Origin of the sequence: Citrobacter sp. Awk 2, assembly GCF_028069815.1 — a bacterium.
Taxonomy (GTDB): Bacteria; Pseudomonadota; Gammaproteobacteria; order Enterobacterales; family Enterobacteriaceae; genus Citrobacter.
In genome coordinates this window covers 1-18,809 of sequence record NZ_JANEWL010000027.1, presented here as the reverse complement: position 1 = coordinate 18,809, position 18,809 = coordinate 1, and the positions used below count along the sequence as shown (strand labels likewise).

Annotated in this window: 15 protein-coding genes and 1 pseudogene; 2 read left to right on the top strand and 14 right to left on the bottom strand. The window is 51.6% G+C overall.

The window, feature by feature from the left end:
• Positions 1-83: 83 nt before the first annotated feature.
• Positions 84-680, top strand: coding sequence for a carnitine operon protein CaiE (gene caiE / locus NNO02_RS09485; protein WP_271440460.1), 597 nt, complete (start codon positions 84-86; stop codon positions 678-680).
• Between the two features lie 76 nt (positions 681-756).
• Here caiE and caiF read toward each other — a convergent pair whose 3' ends face one another.
• The 11 genes and pseudogenes from caiF to NNO02_RS09430 all read right to left on the bottom strand — a co-directional run bounded on the left by caiF (position 757) and on the right by NNO02_RS09430 (position 14,280).
• Complete coding sequence (caiF, locus tag NNO02_RS09480; RefSeq protein WP_271454650.1) at positions 757-1,152, bottom strand: carnitine metabolism transcriptional regulator CaiF; 396 nt, start codon at positions 1,150-1,152, stop codon at positions 757-759.
• 273 nt (positions 1,153-1,425) lie between these two features.
• Positions 1,426-4,653: a carbamoyl-phosphate synthase large subunit gene (gene carB / locus NNO02_RS09475; protein ID WP_271454649.1), complete on the bottom strand. Its 3,228-nt coding sequence runs from the start codon at positions 4,651-4,653 to the stop codon at positions 1,426-1,428.
• Positions 4,654-4,670: 17 nt separating this feature from the next.
• Complete coding sequence (carA, locus tag NNO02_RS09470; protein ID WP_271440458.1) at positions 4,671-5,819, bottom strand: glutamine-hydrolyzing carbamoyl-phosphate synthase small subunit; 1,149 nt, start codon at positions 5,817-5,819, stop codon at positions 4,671-4,673.
• A gap of 454 nt (positions 5,820-6,273) precedes the next feature.
• Positions 6,274-7,095 (bottom strand): 4-hydroxy-tetrahydrodipicolinate reductase, encoded by an 822-nt coding sequence (gene dapB / locus NNO02_RS09465; RefSeq protein WP_271454648.1) that lies wholly within the window; start codon positions 7,093-7,095, stop codon positions 6,274-6,276.
• Between the two features lie 173 nt (positions 7,096-7,268).
• On the bottom strand, positions 7,269-8,183 hold the full coding sequence (rihC, locus tag NNO02_RS09460) for a ribonucleoside hydrolase RihC (protein WP_271454647.1): 915 nt from the start codon (positions 8,181-8,183) through the stop codon (positions 7,269-7,271).
• A 66-nt stretch (positions 8,184-8,249) separates the two neighbouring features.
• A complete protein-coding gene (gene ispH, locus NNO02_RS09455; protein ID WP_271454646.1) occupies positions 8,250-9,200 on the bottom strand; it encodes a 4-hydroxy-3-methylbut-2-enyl diphosphate reductase in 951 nt (316 codons plus the stop codon).
• A gap of 1 nt (position 9,201) precedes the next feature.
• The gene (gene fkpB, locus NNO02_RS09450) at positions 9,202-9,651 is read right to left on the bottom strand and encodes an FKBP-type peptidyl-prolyl cis-trans isomerase (RefSeq protein ID WP_137383771.1); all 450 of its coding nucleotides are present in this window, start codon (positions 9,649-9,651) and stop codon (positions 9,202-9,204) included.
• A gap of 116 nt (positions 9,652-9,767) precedes the next feature.
• A complete protein-coding gene (gene lspA, locus NNO02_RS09445; protein WP_048212740.1) occupies positions 9,768-10,265 on the bottom strand; it encodes a signal peptidase II in 498 nt (165 codons plus the stop codon).
• Entirely contained in the window at positions 10,265-13,081 is a 2,817-nt protein-coding gene (ileS, locus tag NNO02_RS09440; RefSeq protein ID WP_271454645.1) for an isoleucine--tRNA ligase, read from the bottom strand. The genes lspA and ileS overlap by 1 nt, the downstream gene beginning before the upstream one ends.
• Positions 13,082-13,118: 37 nt before the next feature.
• A complete protein-coding gene (gene ribF, locus NNO02_RS09435; RefSeq protein WP_271440452.1) occupies positions 13,119-14,057 on the bottom strand; it encodes a bifunctional riboflavin kinase/FAD synthetase in 939 nt (312 codons plus the stop codon).
• A 7-nt stretch (positions 14,058-14,064) separates the two neighbouring features.
• Positions 14,065-14,280, bottom strand: a pseudogene (locus NNO02_RS09430) (DUF2575 domain-containing protein).
• Positions 14,281-14,385: 105 nt separating this feature from the next.
• Here NNO02_RS09430 and rpsT point away from each other — a divergent pair.
• Entirely contained in the window at positions 14,386-14,649 is a 264-nt protein-coding gene (gene rpsT, locus NNO02_RS09425; protein WP_003018940.1) for a 30S ribosomal protein S20, read from the top strand.
• A gap of 59 nt (positions 14,650-14,708) precedes the next feature.
• On the opposite strand, the gene nhaR is transcribed toward rpsT, so the two are convergent.
• The 3 genes from nhaR to NNO02_RS09410 form a co-directional block, all read right to left on the bottom strand.
• A complete protein-coding gene (gene nhaR / locus NNO02_RS09420; protein ID WP_137383775.1) occupies positions 14,709-15,608 on the bottom strand; it encodes a transcriptional activator NhaR in 900 nt (299 codons plus the stop codon).
• 38 nt (positions 15,609-15,646) lie between these two features.
• Complete coding sequence (nhaA, locus tag NNO02_RS09415; RefSeq protein ID WP_271440451.1) at positions 15,647-16,813, bottom strand: Na+/H+ antiporter NhaA; 1,167 nt, start codon at positions 16,811-16,813, stop codon at positions 15,647-15,649.
• 165 nt (positions 16,814-16,978) lie between these two features.
• Positions 16,979-18,694: an aryl-sulfate sulfotransferase gene (locus tag NNO02_RS09410; protein WP_271449987.1), complete on the bottom strand. Its 1,716-nt coding sequence runs from the start codon at positions 18,692-18,694 to the stop codon at positions 16,979-16,981.
• Positions 18,695-18,809: the final 115 nt, after the last annotated feature.

The following is an 18,809-nucleotide window of genomic DNA, read 5'->3' as shown; positions in this document are numbered from 1 at the left end:
AGCGGTATAAACGCCTTATCCGGCCTACGAACACGGCATGTTAGCCCGATAAGCGCCATCCGGCAAAAAAGCGAGGAGCAACCATGAGCTATTACGCCTTTGAAGGACTGATTCCGGTCGTACACCCGGATGCGTATGTCCACCCCAGCGCCGTGCTGATTGGCGATGTCATTGTGGGGGCCGGTGTGTATATAGGCCCGCACGCGTCACTGCGTGGTGATTATGGCCGTCTGATCCTCGAGGCAGGTTCTAATCTGCAGGATGGCTGTATCATGCACGGCTATTGCGACACCGATACCATCGTGCATGAGAATGGACACATCGGTCATGGCGCTATTTTACATGGCTGCGTGGTCGGTCGGGATGCTTTGATTGGCATGAACAGCGTCATTATGGACGGCGCAGTGATTGGCGAAGAGAGCATCGTTGCCGCCATGAGCTTTGTCAAAGCCGGATTTCAAGGGGAGGCAAGACAGATGCTGGTTGGCTCACCGGCTCGCGTACTGCGCGAAGTCACCGATCAGGAACTACACTGGAAACGGCTGAACACCAAAGAGTATCAGGATCTTGCCATTCGCTGTCAGACTGGCTTACACGAAACGCAGCCACTAACGCAGGTCGAAAAAAACCGACCGCGCCTGAAAGGCACGACGGATGTGAAGCCGAAATCAGCACAGTAATTGATGCCGGATGCGCTCACGCTAATCCGGCCTACGCGTCAATCACCGTTTGTACCGCCATCAGGCAAACTGACCATTAGCGACGCATACTCTTGGAGAGCATCATTTGCCATTTCTGCTCACGGTTGAGCTCTGTTGGAGGAACCGCTGACAGGCGCGGCGTTTTCGCCATGCTCACCTTTTTTTCCTGCAAATTGTGATTCAACCTGCTGTAAAGATGAGAATCAATACTCACAACTTTCACCAGTCGCTGGCACTGACAGCCCCGACCGGCAATCTGATTAGGGATCATCTTAACTTCACAAACGATTTCCCCTACTTCGGACAGAATATAGGAGAGCGTATTAATCGCTTTGCAGTGTTCAATATCAAAATGGAGGGAAATTTCCTTTGCAGTGATCCAACGATCCTCAGCCATCATCCAGTCAGCAATTAACAAATAAAGCGGTCTTTCAACATATTTTTCACACATAAGCACACCATTTCACAAATTAAAAATCTGGCTACGGCCTGTCCAAATTAATAAAAACTAAGCCATATTAAAATTGTGGATATAAAGGATAGTATGCGACTTGAATGTTGATTAGTGTGAGCTATATCGTGCTTATTACATTGAAAATGTGGTTATGAAAGTGCATTTGGCCAGGAATGACCTTACTCGAATTTAAAAAAGGGTTTCTTTACAGAAACCCTTTCAAAATTATATTGCTGGTCAGGTTAACGCAATTATCACCGAACCTATTTTTTATGACTTTTTGATCTGCGCGTGCATTTCCTGGACAGAAGTCACCTTCTCGGTCGCATCTGCATTCAGCGCCATCGCCGTGGCAAAACCGCCGTTCAGCGTTGTGTCGTAATGCACCTTATACTGCAGCGCACTGCGGCGAATCAGCTTGGAGTCCTCAATCGCCTGACGACCTTCAGTGGTGTTGATGATGTAGGTGTATTCGCCATTCTTGATACGGTCCTGAATGTGCGGACGGCCTTCATGCACCTTGTTTACCAAACGTGGATTAATACCCGCTTCACCCAGCACAATCGCCGTGCCGTGTGTAGCATCCAGCTCGAAACCAAACTTCAACAGTTTCGCCGCCAGGTCTACTACACGTTCTTTATCGCCTTCACGTACGGAGAGCAGCGCACGGCCCTGTTTTTTCATGGTAGAACTGCTGCCCAACTGTGCCTTAGCGAACGCTTCGGCAAAGGTACGCCCCACGCCCATGACTTCACCGGTAGAGCGCATTTCTGGCCCTAACAGCGGGTCAACGCCCGGGAATTTATTGAACGGCAGCACCACTTCTTTTACCGAGTAGTACGGCGGGATGACTTCTTTGGTGACGCCCTGCTGTGCCAATGTTTTACCCGCCATCACACGTGCCGCCACTTTCGCCAGCGGTACACCAGTGGCTTTAGAGACGAACGGAACGGTACGCGCCGCACGTGGGTTAACTTCAATCAGGTAAACTTCGTTGTTCTTCACGGCAAACTGGACGTTCATCAGGCCACGAACCTGCAGTTCGAAGGCCAGTTTCTGCACCTGTTGACGCATGACGTCCTGAATTTCCTGACTCAGCGTATAAGCAGGCAGAGAACATGCGGAGTCACCGGAGTGCACGCCCGCCTGTTCAATGTGTTCCATAATGCCGCCAATCAGCACCATTTCACCGTCACAAATAGCATCCACGTCAACTTCTACCGCATCGTCGAGGAAGCGGTCCAGCAGCACTGGCGCGTCGTTGGACACGCTAACTGCCGTCTGGAAGTAACGACGCAGGTCGGCTTCGTCGTAGACAATTTCCATCGCGCGGCCGCCGAGAACGTAGGACGGACGCACCACCAACGGATAACCGATTTCTTTTGCTTTCTCAACAGCTTGCTCGATAGCGGTTACGGTGGCGTTGGCCGGTTGCTTCAGCTTCAGACGGTCAACCGCCTGCTGGAAACGTTCACGGTCTTCGGCACGGTCAATCGCATCCGGGCTGGTACCGATAACCGGAACACCTGCAGCTTCCAGCGCACGAGCCAGTTTCAGCGGAGTCTGACCACCGTACTGAACGATAACGCCTTTCGGCTTCTCGATACGCACGATTTCCAGCACATCTTCCAGCGTCACCGGCTCGAAGTACAGACGGTCAGACGTGTCGTAGTCGGTTGAAACGGTTTCCGGGTTACAGTTGACCATGATGGTCTCGTAACCGTCTTCACGCAGCGCCAATGAAGCGTGTACACAGCAGTAGTCGAATTCAATCCCCTGGCCGATACGGTTCGGACCACCACCCAGAACCATAATTTTATCGCGGTCTACGGACGGATTCGCTTCACACTCTTCTTCATACGTGGAGTACATGTAAGCAGTATCGGTAGCAAATTCTGCGGCACAGGTGTCAACGCGCTTGTAAACCGGGTGCAGCTTATACTGTTCACGCAGTTTGCGAATTTCTGCTTCGCGCACGCCAGCCAGTTTAGCCAGACGCGCATCGGCGAAGCCTTTGCGTTTAAGCATACGCAGGAAGTCAGCGTCGAGGCCGTTAATGCCCACGTCTGCCACTTTTTCTTCCAGACGCACCAGTTCTTCAATCTGCACCAGGAACCAGCGGTCAATGTTGGTCAGGTTGAACACACCATCGACGGACAGGCCAGCACGGAACGCATCAGCGATGTACCAGATACGCTCAGCGCCTGCGTCTTTCAGCTCACGGCGGATTTTAGTCAGTGCTTCCGGGTCATCCAGGCTTACTTTCGGGTCAAAACCGGTCGCGCCCACTTCCAGGCCACGCAGCGCTTTCTGCAGGGATTCCTGCTGGGTGCGGCCAATCGCCATCACTTCACCAACAGATTTCATCTGGGTAGTCAGACGGTCGTTTGCGCCCGCAAATTTCTCGAAGTTAAAACGTGGAATCTTCGTCACAACGTAGTCGATGGACGGCTCGAAAGATGCCGGAGTACGACCGCCAGTGATGTCGTTCATCAGCTCATCGAGGGTGTAACCTACCGCCAGTTTCGCCGCTACTTTCGCAATCGGGAAGCCTGTTGCTTTAGACGCCAGCGCTGAAGAGCGGGAAACGCGCGGGTTCATTTCGATGACAATCAGGCGACCATTTTTCGGATTCACCGCAAATTGCACGTTGGAACCACCGGTTTCAACGCCGATTTCACGCAGCACCGCCATCGAGGCGTTACGCATGATTTGATATTCTTTGTCGGTCAGTGTCTGCGCTGGGGCAACGGTGATGGAGTCGCCGGTATGAATACCCATCGCGTCGAAGTTTTCAATGGAGCAGACGATGATGCAGTTGTCGTTTTTATCACGCACCACTTCCATCTCGTACTCTTTCCAGCCAATCAGCGATTCATCAATCAGCAGCTCGTTGGTTGGGGAGAGATCCAGACCGCGTTCGCAGATTTCTTCGAACTCTTCGCGGTTATAGGCGATACCGCCGCCGGTGCCGCCCATGGTGAAGCTGGGACGGATAATGCACGGGAAGCCAACATCAGCGGCAACCGCCAACGCTTCTTCCATGGTGTGGGCGATGCCTGAACGCGCAGTGTCGAGGCCGATTTTCTTCATCGCGATATCGAAGCGACGACGGTCTTCTGCTTTATCAATGGCATCTGCCGTCGCGCCAATCATGGTCACGCCGAACTCAGCCAGTACGCCCTGACGTTCCAGTTCCAGCGCACAGTTCAGCGCCGTCTGGCCGCCCATAGTCGGCAGCACCGCATCCGGGCGCTCTTTTTCGATAATTTTGCGTACCACTTCCCAGTGAATCGGCTCGATATAGGTTGCATCGGCCATTTCCGGGTCGGTCATGATGGTTGCCGGGTTGGAGTTCACCAGAATGACGCGGTAACCCTCTTCACGCAGGGCTTTACACGCCTGCGCGCCGGAATAGTCAAACTCACACGCCTGACCGATTACAATCGGACCCGCGCCCAGAATCAGGATACTTTTTATGTCTGTACGTTTTGGCATGGCTCTTTTACTCCTGATTATTTCGCGGACTGACGGTATTGCTCAATAAGCTCGATAAAGTGGTCAAACAACGGCGCAGCGTCGTGCGGACCTGGGCTCGCCTCCGGGTGTCCCTGGAAGCTGAATGCCGGTTTATCGGTACGATGAATCCCCTGCAGGGTGCCGTCGAACAGTGACTTGTGGGTCACGCGCAGGTTGGCAGGCATGGAGGCCTCATCAACCGCAAAACCGTGGTTCTGCGCGGTGATCATCACGGTATTGTTATCAATATCTTTCACCGGATGGTTGCCGCCGTGGTGGCCAAACTTCATCTTGATGGTTTTTGCACCGCTCGCCAGCGCCAGCAGTTGATGACCGAGGCAGATGCCAAATACCGGAATATCGGTTTCGAGGAATTTCTGAATCGCGGTAATCGCGTAATCGCATGGCGCCGGGTCGCCAGGACCGTTGGACAAGAAGATACCGTCAGGATTCATCTTCAGGACCTCTTCTGCAGAGGTCTGCGCCGGTACTACCGTCAGGCGACAGCCGCGATCCGCTAACATACGCAGAATGTTGCGCTTGGCACCAAAATCATAAGCCACAACGTGGAACGGGAGTTCATCAGCAGATTTTGCTTCCGGTAAGTCACCTGCCAGCGTCCAGCTACCCTGCGTCCAACTATACGGCTCCGCAGTGGTCACTTCTTTCGCCAGATCCATACCGTTCAGGCCCGGAAATGCTTTGGCTTTTTCCAGCGCCAGTGCCGCATCCGGGTTGTCACCCGCAATAATGCAGCCGTTCTGTGCGCCCTTTTCACGCAGCAGGCGCGTCAGCTTACGGGTATCGATATCGGCAATCGCCACGATGTTATGGCGCTTCAGGTAAGAAGAAAGGTCTTCAGTATCGCGGAAGTTGCTGGCAATCAGCGGCAGGTCGCGAATGACCAGGCCTTGCGCATGTACCTGAGAAGATTCTGCATCGGCTTCATTGGTGCCGACATTACCGATATGAGGATAAGTAAGAGTGACGATTTGGCGGGAATAGGAAGGATCAGTGAGGATTTCTTGATAACCGGTCATTGAAGTATTGAAAACGACTTCCCCAACCGCCGAACCTGTTGCCCCTATGGCCCGACCGTGAAACTGGGTTCCGTCTTCCAGAACCAATAGCGCTGACTTAATCAAAACACCCTCCAGAGAATATTCACTCACTTTATTTGCATATTAATTCATTAACACACCATGAATCAATGCAAATTTGCTTACCTATGGATTTCTGGCAAACGGCGGCATTCTAGAGATAGCCCACGTAAAAGTCTACCCAAAAGGACAATTTTTATTATTATTTTGCGCCACTGACGAATTAACCCGCCTCCAGGCATCAAAAAGATCAACTAACTTAGAGTGGAAAACGCTTGCGGAGCAGGAAGAGTATCAAATCTCAGAAACAAGAGATAAAAAGCAGACCAAATGGTCAAAATTTACATTTAACCAACAAAAAAAGACAATGAAACTTATAAAAACAAGGCACTCAATTTAAAAACAACATTAAACAGATAAAATAAAGGGCAATAAAATATTGCCCTATGTAATCAAATAATTACGACTACAATAACCACATCACGAAGGGTAATAAACCTTACAAATTGCGTAAATCAAGCACGTCTCGCATATCAAAAAGACCATTTGATTTAGATTTCAGCCAAACTGCCGATCTCACCGCACCGTTGGCGAATGTCATACGGCTGGAGGCTTTATGCGTAATCTCGATGCGCTCACCAATATCAGCAAACATCGCGGTATGTTCCCCAACGATATCTCCCGCACGCACCGTAGCAAAACCGATAGTGCCCGGCACACGTTCACCGGTATAACCTTCACGCGCATAGACGGCACAGTCTTTTAAATCTTTATCCAGTGCCCCGGCTATCGCCTCCCCCATCGCCAGCGCGGTACCAGACGGCGCATCCACTTTATGGCGGTGGTGAGCTTCAATAATTTCAATGTCGGTATAGTCACCCATGACTTTCGCGGCTTTCTCCAGCAACTTCAGCATGACGTTAACGCCGACGCTAAAGTTAGCGGCGAAGACGATGCCAATATCCTGTGCGGCATCGTGAATAGCCTGTTTTCCCGCATCATCAAAACCAGTGGTACCAATTACCATGCCTTTGCCGTGCTGGCGACAAAACGCCAGATGTGTCAGCGTACCTTCAGGACGGGTAAAATCGATAAAAACGTCAAAATCATCTTTTATCGCTTCAAGGCTGCTTTGCACGGTCACGCCCGTCTTTCCTGCGCCCGCCAGTTCCCCGGCATCGCTACCCAGTAAGGAAGAGCCTTCACGTTCCAGCGCCGCACCAAGCTGTACGCCATCCATACCCAGCGTGGCCTGAATCAACTGACGCCCCATGCGTCCTCCGGCTCCCGCGATGGCAACGCGGATTTGTGCATCATGCATAGCTATTCTCTTTTGTTAATTTTACGTAAATCGTTTTCAGATTAACCAGCGTATCGCTGCGCCGCCAGCCGAAAACGTCGATAATTAGAATTTAATGATAAACAGGGAAAGATATCAGTAAAAGGCATGACGCCACGGAATAAGCAGCGTCATATCGTTATATAGCGTGGAAATCAGGGGGCCAGTGCCAGAACGTGCGCCACCCACTGCTGGAACCCCTCAACGTTCAGCCCCAGTGCCACCTGGGCATTAGCGGGTTGCCCCAGCCGCCCTTCGATATCTACTACCGTTGTACCAGAGGTATATTCCCCCTGCGTTTCAACGGCGACAAAACAGGGCTTGAGCGTAAAGAGATCCGGGCGCACCAGCCAGGCAATCGCACAGAGGTCGTGCATTCGCAGCCCCGTATTCATGCTACCGCTACGGTAATGACTGAACAGCGCATGCAGCATTTTTCCGGTCTGATTAAGCCCTGGTAACGTCGCCAGATAATCCGGCGCAAGCATGGCCTGGTTGGTCACGTCCAGCCCGCACATTACAATCTCCAGCCCACTCTGGAATACTTTCGCTGCCGCTTCCGGGTCGATAGCAATATTAAACTCAGCGTTTGGCGTGAAGTTCCCGCGCCCGGCCGAACCGCCCATAATCACCAGACGCTGAATGTTGAATACGCATTCAGGATAATGAGTGAGGAGCAACGCAATATTCGTTAAGGGGCCAATGGCGACCAACGTCACCGGTTGTGGGGCATGCATCAACGCGTCACGGATAGCCTGAAAAGCAGGTTTTGCCAGCGGCTGGCGGTCGTGCTCGACAAATTCGTACCCTTCCATGCCGGACTCCCCGTGTACAGAAGCAGCATCGCGCAACGGGCGCACCAGCGGCATGGATGCGCCCTGCGCCAGGGGGATATCCGCATTCCAGAAATGCAGCAACTGCAATGCGTTACGGGTGGTTTTTTCCACCGAAACATTGCCTGCTACCGTGGTCATTAGTTGTAGATCCAACTCAGGGGCAAACAACGCAGCGGCAATTGCAGCGGCATCATCAATGCCGGGATCGGTATCAAGAATGATCGGTAAGCGCATGGTTTCTCCAAAAAAAAATGCCAGACGTTAAGTCTGGCATCTTCGCATAATCGTGGCGTGAAAGACTTACTCTACTTCACGAACATCCACACGCAGTTCTTTAGGCACTTCGAAAACGATATTCTCTTCACGGCCTTCAAGCGGGATAGCTTCTCCACCGCCCAACTCCTGCAGACGAGCAATCACATTCTGAACCAGAATATCGGGTGCCGAAGCACCGGCCGTTACGCCCACACATTTCGCGGCTTTCACCCACTCTTCCTGGATATCAGTCGCATCATCAATCAGATACGCGGCTTTCCCCATCCGCTGCGCCAGTTCAGCCAGACGGTTAGAGTTAGACGAGTTTTTCGAGCCGACAACCAACACAACATCCGCCTGTTCCGCCAGCGCACGTACCGCTTCCTGACGGTTAGTGGTGGCATAGCAGATATCGTCTTTGCGCGGCCCGACGATTTTCGGGAAGCGTTGGCGCAGCGCGTCGATGACATCCGAAGTATCGTCAACGGAGAGCGTGGTCTGCGTCATGAAGGAAAGTTTACCTTCATTTTTCACGTCCAGTTTCAGCACATCTTCCGGTGATTCAACCAGATACATCCCCCCTTGCGGGTTGCTGTATTGGCCCATCGTACCTTCAACTTCCGGGTGCCCGGCGTGACCGATCAGGATCGACTCTTCGCCGCGACGGCTGGCCCGGGCGACTTCCATGTGCACCTTGGTCACCAACGGACAGGTCGCATCAAAAACTGTAAGGTCGCGGCCTTTGGCTTCGTTACGCACTGCCTGAGATACGCCGTGGGCTGAGAAAATCAAAATTGAGCCGTCTGGCACTTCACTGATCTGCTCAATAAAAATAGCGCCGCGCTCACGCAGGCTATCCACCACGTAGCGGTTATGCACCACTTCGTGACGGACATAAATCGGCGCGCCGTAAATAGCCAGCGCGTTTTCTACAATGCTGATAGCGCGGTCTACGCCAGCGCAGAAACCGCGCGGGTTGGCCAACAGGATCTGCATTTTACGCCTCCAGTACTGGTTCGACTTCCAGCACTTCAATATCAAAATGAACGGTATGCCCAGCCAGCGGATGGTTGAAATCAACCGTGATCGAATCACCGTTGATTTCGCGGATAACACCTGGCATCTCACTGCCGTCCATTGCGGTAAAGAGCATGATTGCGCCAATTTCTGGCTCACCCGCGTCCATAAATTCCCGACGCGAGAAATACTGAATTAAGTCCGGGCTGGTGATGCCAAAGGCCGCATCCGGTTCCAGGGAGAACGTGGTTTTATCGCCCTCTTTTAACCCCAGCAGGTGCTGCTCCAGTCCTTCAGACAGAGAACCATCGCCCAGGCGAAACAGCGCAGGCTTGCCGTTATTGCGGGTTGACTCTGCGGTGGAGCCATCGTCGAGCTTGAGGGTGAAGTGCACCAGCACCGCACTGTTACTCTGTACTGATTTAGACATGCAGGTTGCTCTTTAAAATTGCTGCCGACTGTTTGCCCGGTGGCGCTACGCTTACCGGGCCTACAAGGATCGCAGTATATTGTAGGCCGGATTAGCATAGCGCCATCCGGCATTTTTTATGCGGCTTTTTTCTCTTTCGACGGTAAGAAGCCTTCAAGAACAATCAACGCCGCGCCGATACAAATCGCCGTATCTGCCAGGTTGAAGGTCGCGAAATGCCAGTCTCCGACGTAAAAGTCAATCATATCAACCACAAAGCCGTGCCACAGGCGGTCGAACAAGTTGCCCAGCGCACCGCCAATGATTAACGCATACGCGATGTTATTCAGCTTCTGCGTCGCCTTCGAGCGATACATCATCACCATCAGGATGACGCAAATACCGATGGCAATGCCGGCAAAGAACCAACGCTGCCAGCCACCGCTATCGGCTAAGAAGCTGAACGCCGCACCGTAGTTACGTGCATAGTGCAGATTAAGCGACGGGAACAGCGACACCGTATCCCCCAGAGCAAAGTTCTGGAGGATCAGGTATTTGCTGCCTAAGTCAATAATCAGCACGGCTACCACCAGCCACAGCCAGCGTAGCCCTGTTGAACAAAGAGGCTTACTCATCAGGCAAACTTACGTTGTTCGCCATCACCGGCGATGTTGCTGACACAGCGTCCGCAGATATCTGCATGTTCCGCCACCTGGCCGACGTCAGTGGTGTAATGCCAGCAGCGCGGGCACTTCTCACCTTCGGCTTTACTCAGTACGATCTTCAGCCCTTTGAGCAATTCGCTCTGCTGAGCATCAGCAGGTGCCGCGGCATAATCCGCAACAGTCGCACCGGAGGTCAACAGGACAAAACGCAACTCTTCGCCTAGTGCGGTCAGTTTCGCCGCCAGTTCAGGTTCGGCGTACAGGGTCACTGCCGCTTCCAGAGAACCGCCGACTTTCTTATCCGCACGCGCCTGCTCGATAACCTTGTTCACTTCGCCACGTACTTTCAGCAGCTCGTCCCAGAATGCGTCGTTCATGGCTTCGGTTTCGCCTAAGCCAAACAGACCGTCGTACCATTCACCAGTGAAGACGTATTTCTCGCGGGAACCCGGCAGGTAACCCCAGATTTCGTCTGCGGTGAAGGACATGATCGGTGCCATCCAACGAACCAGCGCTTCCGCAATATGGAACAGCGCAGTCTGGCAGCTACGACGCGCCCGGCTTTCCGCTTTCGCGGTGTACTGACGGTCTTTGATGATATCAAGGTAGAACGACCCCATTTCTACGGAGCAGAAGCGCATCAGACGCTGTACCACTTCGTGGAAGTCATAGGCTTCGTAAGCTTTCAGGATCTCTTCCTGAGCCGCTTGCGCACAACCTACCGCCCACCTGTCCAGCACCACCATCTCTTCCGGTTTCACCATGTCTTTAACCGGATCGAACCCGTTCAGGTTCGCCAGCAGGAAGCGCGCGGTGTTACGGATACGACGATAGCTGTCGGCAGCACGTTTCAGAATTTCATCGGAAACAGCCATTTCACCGGTATAGTCGGTCGATGCCACCCACAGACGCAGAATATCCGCGCCCAGTTTGTTCATCACATCCTGCGGAGAAACAGTGTTACCGATAGACTTGGACATCTTACGGCCCTGACCATCAACGGTGAAACCATGAGTCAGTACCTGGCGGTAAGGCGCTTTGCCTTTCATGGCGGTGGAGATCATCAAAGAAGACATGAACCAACCACGGTGCTGGTCAGAGCCTTCCAGATACATATCTGCCGCATGGCCTGCAAACTCAGGACGCACGTCAACGACGGATGAATGGGTTGAACCGGAGTCAAACCACACGTCCAGCGTATCCGGTACTTTGACGTACTGATCAGCTTCATCGCCGAGGATATCTTTCGGGTCGAGATCCCACCACGCCTGGATACCGTCTACCTCAACACGTTTGGCAACTTCTTCCATCAGTTCGATAGCGCGCGGGTGCAGCTCTTCGGTGTCTTTGTGGACAAACAGAGACATCGGCACGCCCCACGTACGCTGACGGGAGATACACCAGTCAGGACGGTTAGCAACCATCGATTCAATACGCGCCTGGCCCCAGTCAGGGATCCACTGTACGCCTTTGATCTCTTTCAGCGACTGCGCACGCAGGCCTTTCTGATCCATGCTGACGAACCACTGCGGAGTTGCGCGGAAGATGATCGGCGACTTGTGACGCCAGCAGCATGGATAGCTGTGCTGCATCTTCTCAACGTGCAGCAGCGCGCCTTTTTCACTCAGCAGCGCAACAATTTTGTCGTTCGCTTTAAAGACGTTCACACCGTCGAGTTCCGGGTAGGTGCCCGCCAGGTATGCGCCGTCCGGGCCAACCGGGTTAGCGATTTCCAGACCGTATTTCTGGCTGATGACGTAGTCATCCGGACCGTGGCCGCCGGCGGTATGGACCGCACCGGTACCCGCATCCAGCGTAACGTGATCGCCAAGGATAGCCGGCACGTCAAAGCCCATAAACGGATGGGTAAAGCGCAGCAGTTCCAGCTCAGCGCCTTTTACGGTGCCAAGGATAGTGTATTCAGCCGCGCCAATACGTTGCATTACGCTTTCAACCAGATCTTTTGCCAGAATTACCGCCTGGCCGTCCATCTGTACCAGCGCATAGTCAAAGTCAGGTGCCAGAGAGATCGCACGGTTAGCCGGTAACGTCCACGGGGTGGTGGTCCAGATAACCAGAGAGATTGGGCCATTGACATCAGAGACGCCAAATTTTGCTTTTACTGCGTCCGGGTCGGCCGCATGGAACGCAACGTCGATAGATGGAGACGTTTTGTCATAATACTCAACTTCCGCTTCCGCCAGCGCAGAACGACAGTCAACGCACCAGTGCACGGGTTTCGCGCCTTTATGCAGGTGGCCGTTACCGATGATTTTGCCCAACGCACGAATAATGTTGGCTTCAGTTTTGAAGTCCATGGTCAGATACGGATGCGACCAGTCGCCCAGCACGCCAAGACGAATAAAGTCTTTACGCTGACCGTCAACCTGCGTTGCAGCATATTCGCGGCACTTAGCACGGAACTCCGCAGCGGTGAACTTCTCACCGGGTTTACCGTATTCCTGCTCCACTTTCAGCTCGATAGGCAGACCGTGGCAGTCCCAGCCCGGAACGTAAGGCGAGTCATAACCCGTGAGTCCTTTGGACTTCACGATAATGTCTTTCAGAATCTTGTTAACCGAGTGACCAATATGAATGCTGCCATTCGCATAAGGAGGGCCATCATGCAGAATGAAGGTTTTTTTGCCTTTTTTGGCCGCACGAATGATGCCGTACAGGTCATCATCAGTCCAACGCGCCAGCATTCCCGGTTCACGCTTGGCGAGATCGCCGCGCATCGGGAACCCTGTTTCCGGCAAATTCAGGGTTGATTTATAGTCACTCATCAGATTCTCGGTTCCGTATTTAAAACTCGTATAGGCATTAAGCCGGTTTTGTTAGCCCAAAAAAATCGCGGGCAGTTAACTCATCACGCGCAATCTGCGCTTTTAGTTCATCCAGCGAAGCAAATCGCTGTTCGTTGCGTATCTTTTTACGCAGTACTACATCTATATGGCGACCGTAGAGGTCCATTGCAACATCCAGTAGATGCACTTCCAACTGCTGACGTACACCGGCAACCGTCGGACGGGTGCCAATGTTAGCTACGCCGGGAAAAGGCTTTTCACCCAATCCCATCACTTCAACCGCATATACCCCTTTCACTGGGGAAACCTGGCGACGCAGCGGTAAATTTGCCGTCGGGAAACCGATAGTTCGCCCCAGTTCATCGCCATGTACGACGCGTCCTGAAATGGTAAAAGGGTGTCCAAGCAAACTTTCGGCCAGTTGCAGGTTATCGTCTGCCAGCGCCTGACGCACAGCGGTGCTGCTGATCCGCACACCGCCTTCACAGAAGGTTTGGGTACTGGTGATATCAAAACCATACTCAGCGCCCGCTTCCTGTAATAACAAGAAATCGCCCGCGCGGCTAGCGCCAAAGCGGAAATCATCACCAACAGCAAGAAATTGTACACCAAGGCGCTTCACCAGCAGGTCGCTGATAAAGGTCTGTGCCGTTAATGCGGCGAAACGCCTGTCAAAACGCACGCACAGCACGTAATCCACGCCGCATTCGGCCAGATAACGCAGTTTTTCCCGCAGGCGGGTAAGTCGCGCAGGTGACTTATCCGTCGCAAACAGTTCCAGCGGCTGTGGCTCGAAAATCATCACCATCACTGGCAGACCGCGTTTGCGCCCTTCTTCCTGCAAGCCCTGCAACAAGGCACGGTGGCCACGGTGCACGCCGTCGAAATTACCAATAGTCAGCACACACCCATGCGGGGCCTGACTGAGATTATGTATGCCTCGTATCAGCTTCATGTCTGGCTCAAAACAGTGAAAATCGTGAAAGTATACCCTGTACAGCGGTCAAGGTTAACCGGCGATTGTTTCCTCGAAACAGAAAGAAGATTGTTTTCATTGTTATGAAACAAATTGATGCCCTTCACCGGTAAACCAATTCAATTTTTCTCATCGAAAAGCTGTATTCACAGCACGCAAGCTGGTAGAATCCTGCGCCATCACTACGCAACGAGTGCTGCAATTTAAACGGCGCTTATTTGCACAAATCCATTGACAAAAGAAGGCTAAAAGGGCATATTCCTCGGCCTTTGAATTGTCCATATAGAACACATTTGGGAGTTGGACCTTGGCTAATATCAAATCAGCTAAGAAGCGCGCCGTTCAGTCTGAAAAGGCCCGCAAGCACAACGCTAGCCGTCGCTCTATGATGCGTACTTTCATCAAGAAAGTATACGCAGCTATCGAAGCTGGCGACAAAGCTACTGCACTGAAAGCATTTAACGAAATGCAACCAATCGTGGACCGTCAGGCTGCTAAAGGTCTGATCCACAAAAACAAAGCTGCACGTCATAAAGCAAACCTGACTGCACAGATCAACAAACTGGCTTAATCGTCTGCTTGTTGTCGCTTTGTGAAAAAACCCGCGTAAGCGGGTTTTTTTATGTCTGCTTATTTGCTCACTGGCGTAAAGAGCGCGGAATAGTCCGCATTACAAATACGCTGCACCGCCGGGTGCTGGATCATTCTCTCCGCAAAAATGGCATGGTATTCCTCCATCACATTCTCCACACGTCCAATCTCCACAATCGAATCATCGGCATAGAAATTGTTCGAATAGAGCGTTGGGGCAACGAAAATAGCATTGTGCGTGGCACCGAAGGCTTTCATCAATGCGGCATCATCAAACTCCCCGAGGATTTCAACATTCAGCCCCTGAGAGTTAATCCAGTTCAGCAACTTACGCCCCAGCATTGAACGACGGCCTGGAATCAGCAATCGCCGCTCTTCAAGACAGGCCGGAAATGGCTTCTCAGGTAAGGGATTCGTGCACCAAAAACTGACACAGCACTCGCCTATTTTCACCGAGAACAGACCTTCCTGCTGCGTCGAATCAATCGGACAATCTGAGATAATCATATCCAGCTTGTGCTGACTGAGCTGCTCTAGCAGCATCTCGTGCGTAGATTCAAAGCAGCGCAGGTGGATTTGTTCATCTTCCACCACAGCGGCATCCAGCACACTGCTGACCAGCTGTTTAGACAACGCATCCGCCACACCGACATCGAACAATAAATTAGACTCTTTGCGATAGTTCACGATATCCAGCATCTCCTGGCTTAACGTGAACATTTTATCCGCATAGCGAAAGACTAATTCTCCCAGTTCACTAGGCTCCAGTCCGCGCCCCTTACGCTTGAACAGTTTTCCCTGTAAGCGTTCCTCAAGCGCTTTAATCTGCCCGGTAATGGTCTGTGGCGTCAGATAAAGCGCTTCTGCTGCACCAACCACCGAACCTTCCTTATACACATGCCAGAAGTAATACAGGTGGTTGTAATTGATATGAGACATACTCTCTCCCTGAAAATTGTCACAAAAGCGTCAGCCGATCAGGCTGACACGTTCAATCGAGTGCGTAACCAGCAATAGCCGATCACTGCCGACAGCAAAGAACCGATCAGAATCCCCAGTTTTGCCCAGTTAATCAGCTCTGGATCAACGCTGCCGAACGCCAGGCTGGCAATGAAAATCGACATGGTGAAACCAATGCCGCACAGAATACCTACCGCCATGATCTGCTGGAAATTCGTGCCTTCTGGCAGCTGTGCCAACTTCAGGCGGAGCGCCAGCCAGCAGAACAGGCTAATCCCCAGCGGCTTACCGATGAGCAGGCCAGCGATAATTCCCAGCGGCAGAATCGAGGTCAATCCATCCAGCGTAACGCCCTGCAGCGAAACACCTGCGTTAGCAAAGGCAAACAGCGGCAGAATCAGATAAGCCACCCACGGATGCAGGACGTGCTCCAGACGCTTCGCCGGTGAGCGCCCATGTTTTTCCTTTAACGGAATGAAGAAGCCCACAATCACCCCGGCCAGAGTCGCGTGCACGCCAGATTTCAGTACCGCAGTCCACAGCACAACGCCGACCAGAATGTAAATACCCGTCCGTCTTACGCCACACAGATTCAACGCAGCCAGAATAACAATGGCCAGAGCGGCAACCCCCAACGAAAGCAGTGAAAGATCGCTGGTGTAGAACAATGCAATAATCACAATGGCGCCGAGGTCATCAATAATCGCCAGCGCCATCAGGAAGATTTTCAGCGCCAGCGGGACACGACTGCCCAGCAGCGCCAGCACGCCTAACGCAAAAGCAATATCCGTTGCTGCAGGGATAGCCCACCCTTCACGAGTGACGGGATCGGCATAGTTAAATGCCAGATACAGCAACGCCGGGACAATCATGCCGCCAATCGCCGCAATGATCGGGAACGCTGCCTGACGCAAACTGGCAAGCGATCCCTGCATCAGCTCACGCTTCACTTCCAGACCGATCAGCAGGAAAAACACCGCCATCAAGGCATCGTTGATCCACAACAGCATATTTTTGTTGATCTCAAGCGCGCCAACCCGCAGTTGAACAGGCGTCTCCAGAAAGGCGTGGTACCATCCACTGGTGACCCCGATATTGGCCATCAACATGGCTACCGCTGCAGCGATGATCAGAATTATGCCGCCCGAGGCGTCGCTACTAAAAAAACGATGTAGATGTTTCACTTTTATTCTCTCTATTGGGTGAATACTTCGTAATTACTATCTTACTCCGCATAATTCATCGTTAATATTAGATTATTCATGATGAACAGATCGGTTTTTACGAACAAAAAAGCCCAACTGTTCGTTGGGCTGAGAAAAATTCACGCTGGAGCGTAAAACACACACTTAAGCATAGAGATTCATTTTGTACACACGGAAACTGGTGATGTCATAGCGATAACCTGCGCCATTAACGTCTTCACTCTTATAGTAACCGGAGGTCATCGTCGCTTCAAAAAGCACCGACTTCGTCTCTGGATCGATCTCCTGCAGGAGCAAGTTACCCATTGCTTCACTTCCCGCTCGTGGGTCATCAATATCACTGTCTCCCGGCTGGCAAGAAATAGCGAGTCCATTTTCATCAAACGTACAGTCGCCAAAATGCACCACAATATTCCCGTTTTGCTGTACTTCTTTAGCGCTCACACAGCTGCTATAACCGCGAGATCCCAACTCTTTCCCATACGCGAAAGGACGCATAACCGTCATCAAATTCAGATCAACGATGAAATGCACAACCTGGCTGTAGTTATCTGGCGGGAGAAGACTTTTACTGTCTTCACGGGAGCGAAAGTTACCGTTGTCAAAGACCATAAACTCAACAATTCCCGGTTCGTCATTAGCCACCTCAACCACGTTATGCTGCCCCCACGACCAAAAATCTCGGTTTGCAGCATCCACATCATCTTGATTACTGAGGTCGTAAAGAGGAATGCCTTCGCTGTCGACAGGAGTAAGAAGATAAGGCTGATAATCCTCTGTCCAATCCTCATGCGTGGACATAATAAACTGCAGCGCTTCAGTTTCCAGATCGATACCAAAAACAGCACTCTGATGGCGTCCTGAGGCAATTAGCAAATTATTCGTTTCATTAACATAGCTCTGGTTGATATGCAGCCAGTCCTGAACGGTCGCGTCTTCACCTGGAGCGGTCCCTGTTGGACGCGCTGTACGGGAGGTATCCAGAATCGTTGCCATATCGTAATAAGCAATCTCCTGTCCCGTTGAAAGATCAACCACAGATACGCCATCCTCATTCGTTTTCAGCGAATCAGGACGACCAGAAGTATATTCAGAGGGCGCAACAATAGTATTACTGTCCCACTGCCAAATTGAATGGTGGAACTGGTTGTCCAACATATAAAATGTATACAGCCGCCCCATCATGTCAAACTCATACATATCCAGATAGGTATTTTTGGCTTCTGAGGTTGCCAGGAAATGACCATTATCCACACGAACCAAATTGAAGGATGGGAAGTCTTGTGTAACATACCAGCGCACCACGCCATCCTGATCCAGAGCGTAATTATAACGATCGAAATGTGTAATAAAATAACAGCCCGGCGCAAGCATATCTGTGTCAGTCGCCGATTGCGTCACATTAACAATGGGGAACCCAAGCTGCACATCTGCAGAATCTGTTTCAGGCAAAGGTTGAGTTGCAATCGTGTAAGTCGCATTGATCTCCTCATCAACCAATAGGGTAAGTAGGTTATCGGTATCAGCCACCAGACCCAGTACAGGCAGCAAATTTTCCCCCACACTCAACGTAACCTCTTGGGTAATCAACATCGCATTTTGCGCCAAATCCTGAATGTTTAACGTAATGGTGCGTACTTCATCGCTCCAAACACCGGCATAAGCACTTAAGGGAGCGGTGCCATAAGGATTGAGAATAATAAGTGCATTATCTAGTGTATTCTCGTCAGTGATCTGCGCCAGACAATCTTGGTAAATAGCTGTATGACTGAGAACTATCTCATTATTAGTGTCGATACCCTGATTCACTGCCGGGCGAGGAGTCGGTAACTTAAGATTCTGCGCAGGAATATTTTCCATTATAAATCTCCATTGTATTCATTTCACCGTTCCACAGCGGAACAATAAAACAAATACATGGAAAATCATCAATCAGATAATAAAAAGGCATCAATTACTATCAATGGAAAATATG

What these genes read in the sequence shown, in the direction of transcription:
- caiE (WP_271440460.1), top strand. Translation starts at nt 84, where the DNA reads ATGAGCTATTACGCCTTTGAAGGACTGATTCCGGTCGTACACCCGGAT.
- ribF (WP_271440452.1), bottom strand. Translation starts at nt 14,057, where the DNA reads ATGAAGCTGATACGAGGCATACATAATCTCAGTCAGGCCCCGCATGGG.
- caiF (WP_271454650.1), bottom strand. Translation starts at nt 1,152, where the DNA reads ATGTGTGAAAAATATGTTGAAAGACCGCTTTATTTGTTAATTGCTGAC.
- fkpB (WP_137383771.1), bottom strand. Translation starts at nt 9,651, where the DNA reads ATGTCTAAATCAGTACAGAGTAACAGTGCGGTGCTGGTGCACTTCACC.
- carB (WP_271454649.1), bottom strand. Translation starts at nt 4,653, where the DNA reads ATGCCAAAACGTACAGACATAAAAAGTATCCTGATTCTGGGCGCGGGT.
- rihC (WP_271454647.1), bottom strand. Translation starts at nt 8,183, where the DNA reads ATGCGCTTACCGATCATTCTTGATACCGATCCCGGCATTGATGATGCC.
- lspA (WP_048212740.1), bottom strand. Translation starts at nt 10,265, where the DNA reads ATGAGTAAGCCTCTTTGTTCAACAGGGCTACGCTGGCTGTGGCTGGTG.
- ileS (WP_271454645.1), bottom strand. Translation starts at nt 13,081, where the DNA reads ATGAGTGACTATAAATCAACCCTGAATTTGCCGGAAACAGGGTTCCCG.
- dapB (WP_271454648.1), bottom strand. Translation starts at nt 7,095, where the DNA reads ATGCATGATGCACAAATCCGCGTTGCCATCGCGGGAGCCGGAGGACGC.
- nhaR (WP_137383775.1), bottom strand. Translation starts at nt 15,608, where the DNA reads ATGTCTCATATCAATTACAACCACCTGTATTACTTCTGGCATGTGTAT.
- ispH (WP_271454646.1), bottom strand. Translation starts at nt 9,200, where the DNA reads ATGCAGATCCTGTTGGCCAACCCGCGCGGTTTCTGCGCTGGCGTAGAC.
- NNO02_RS09410 (WP_271449987.1), bottom strand. Translation starts at nt 18,694, where the DNA reads ATGGAAAATATTCCTGCGCAGAATCTTAAGTTACCGACTCCTCGCCCG.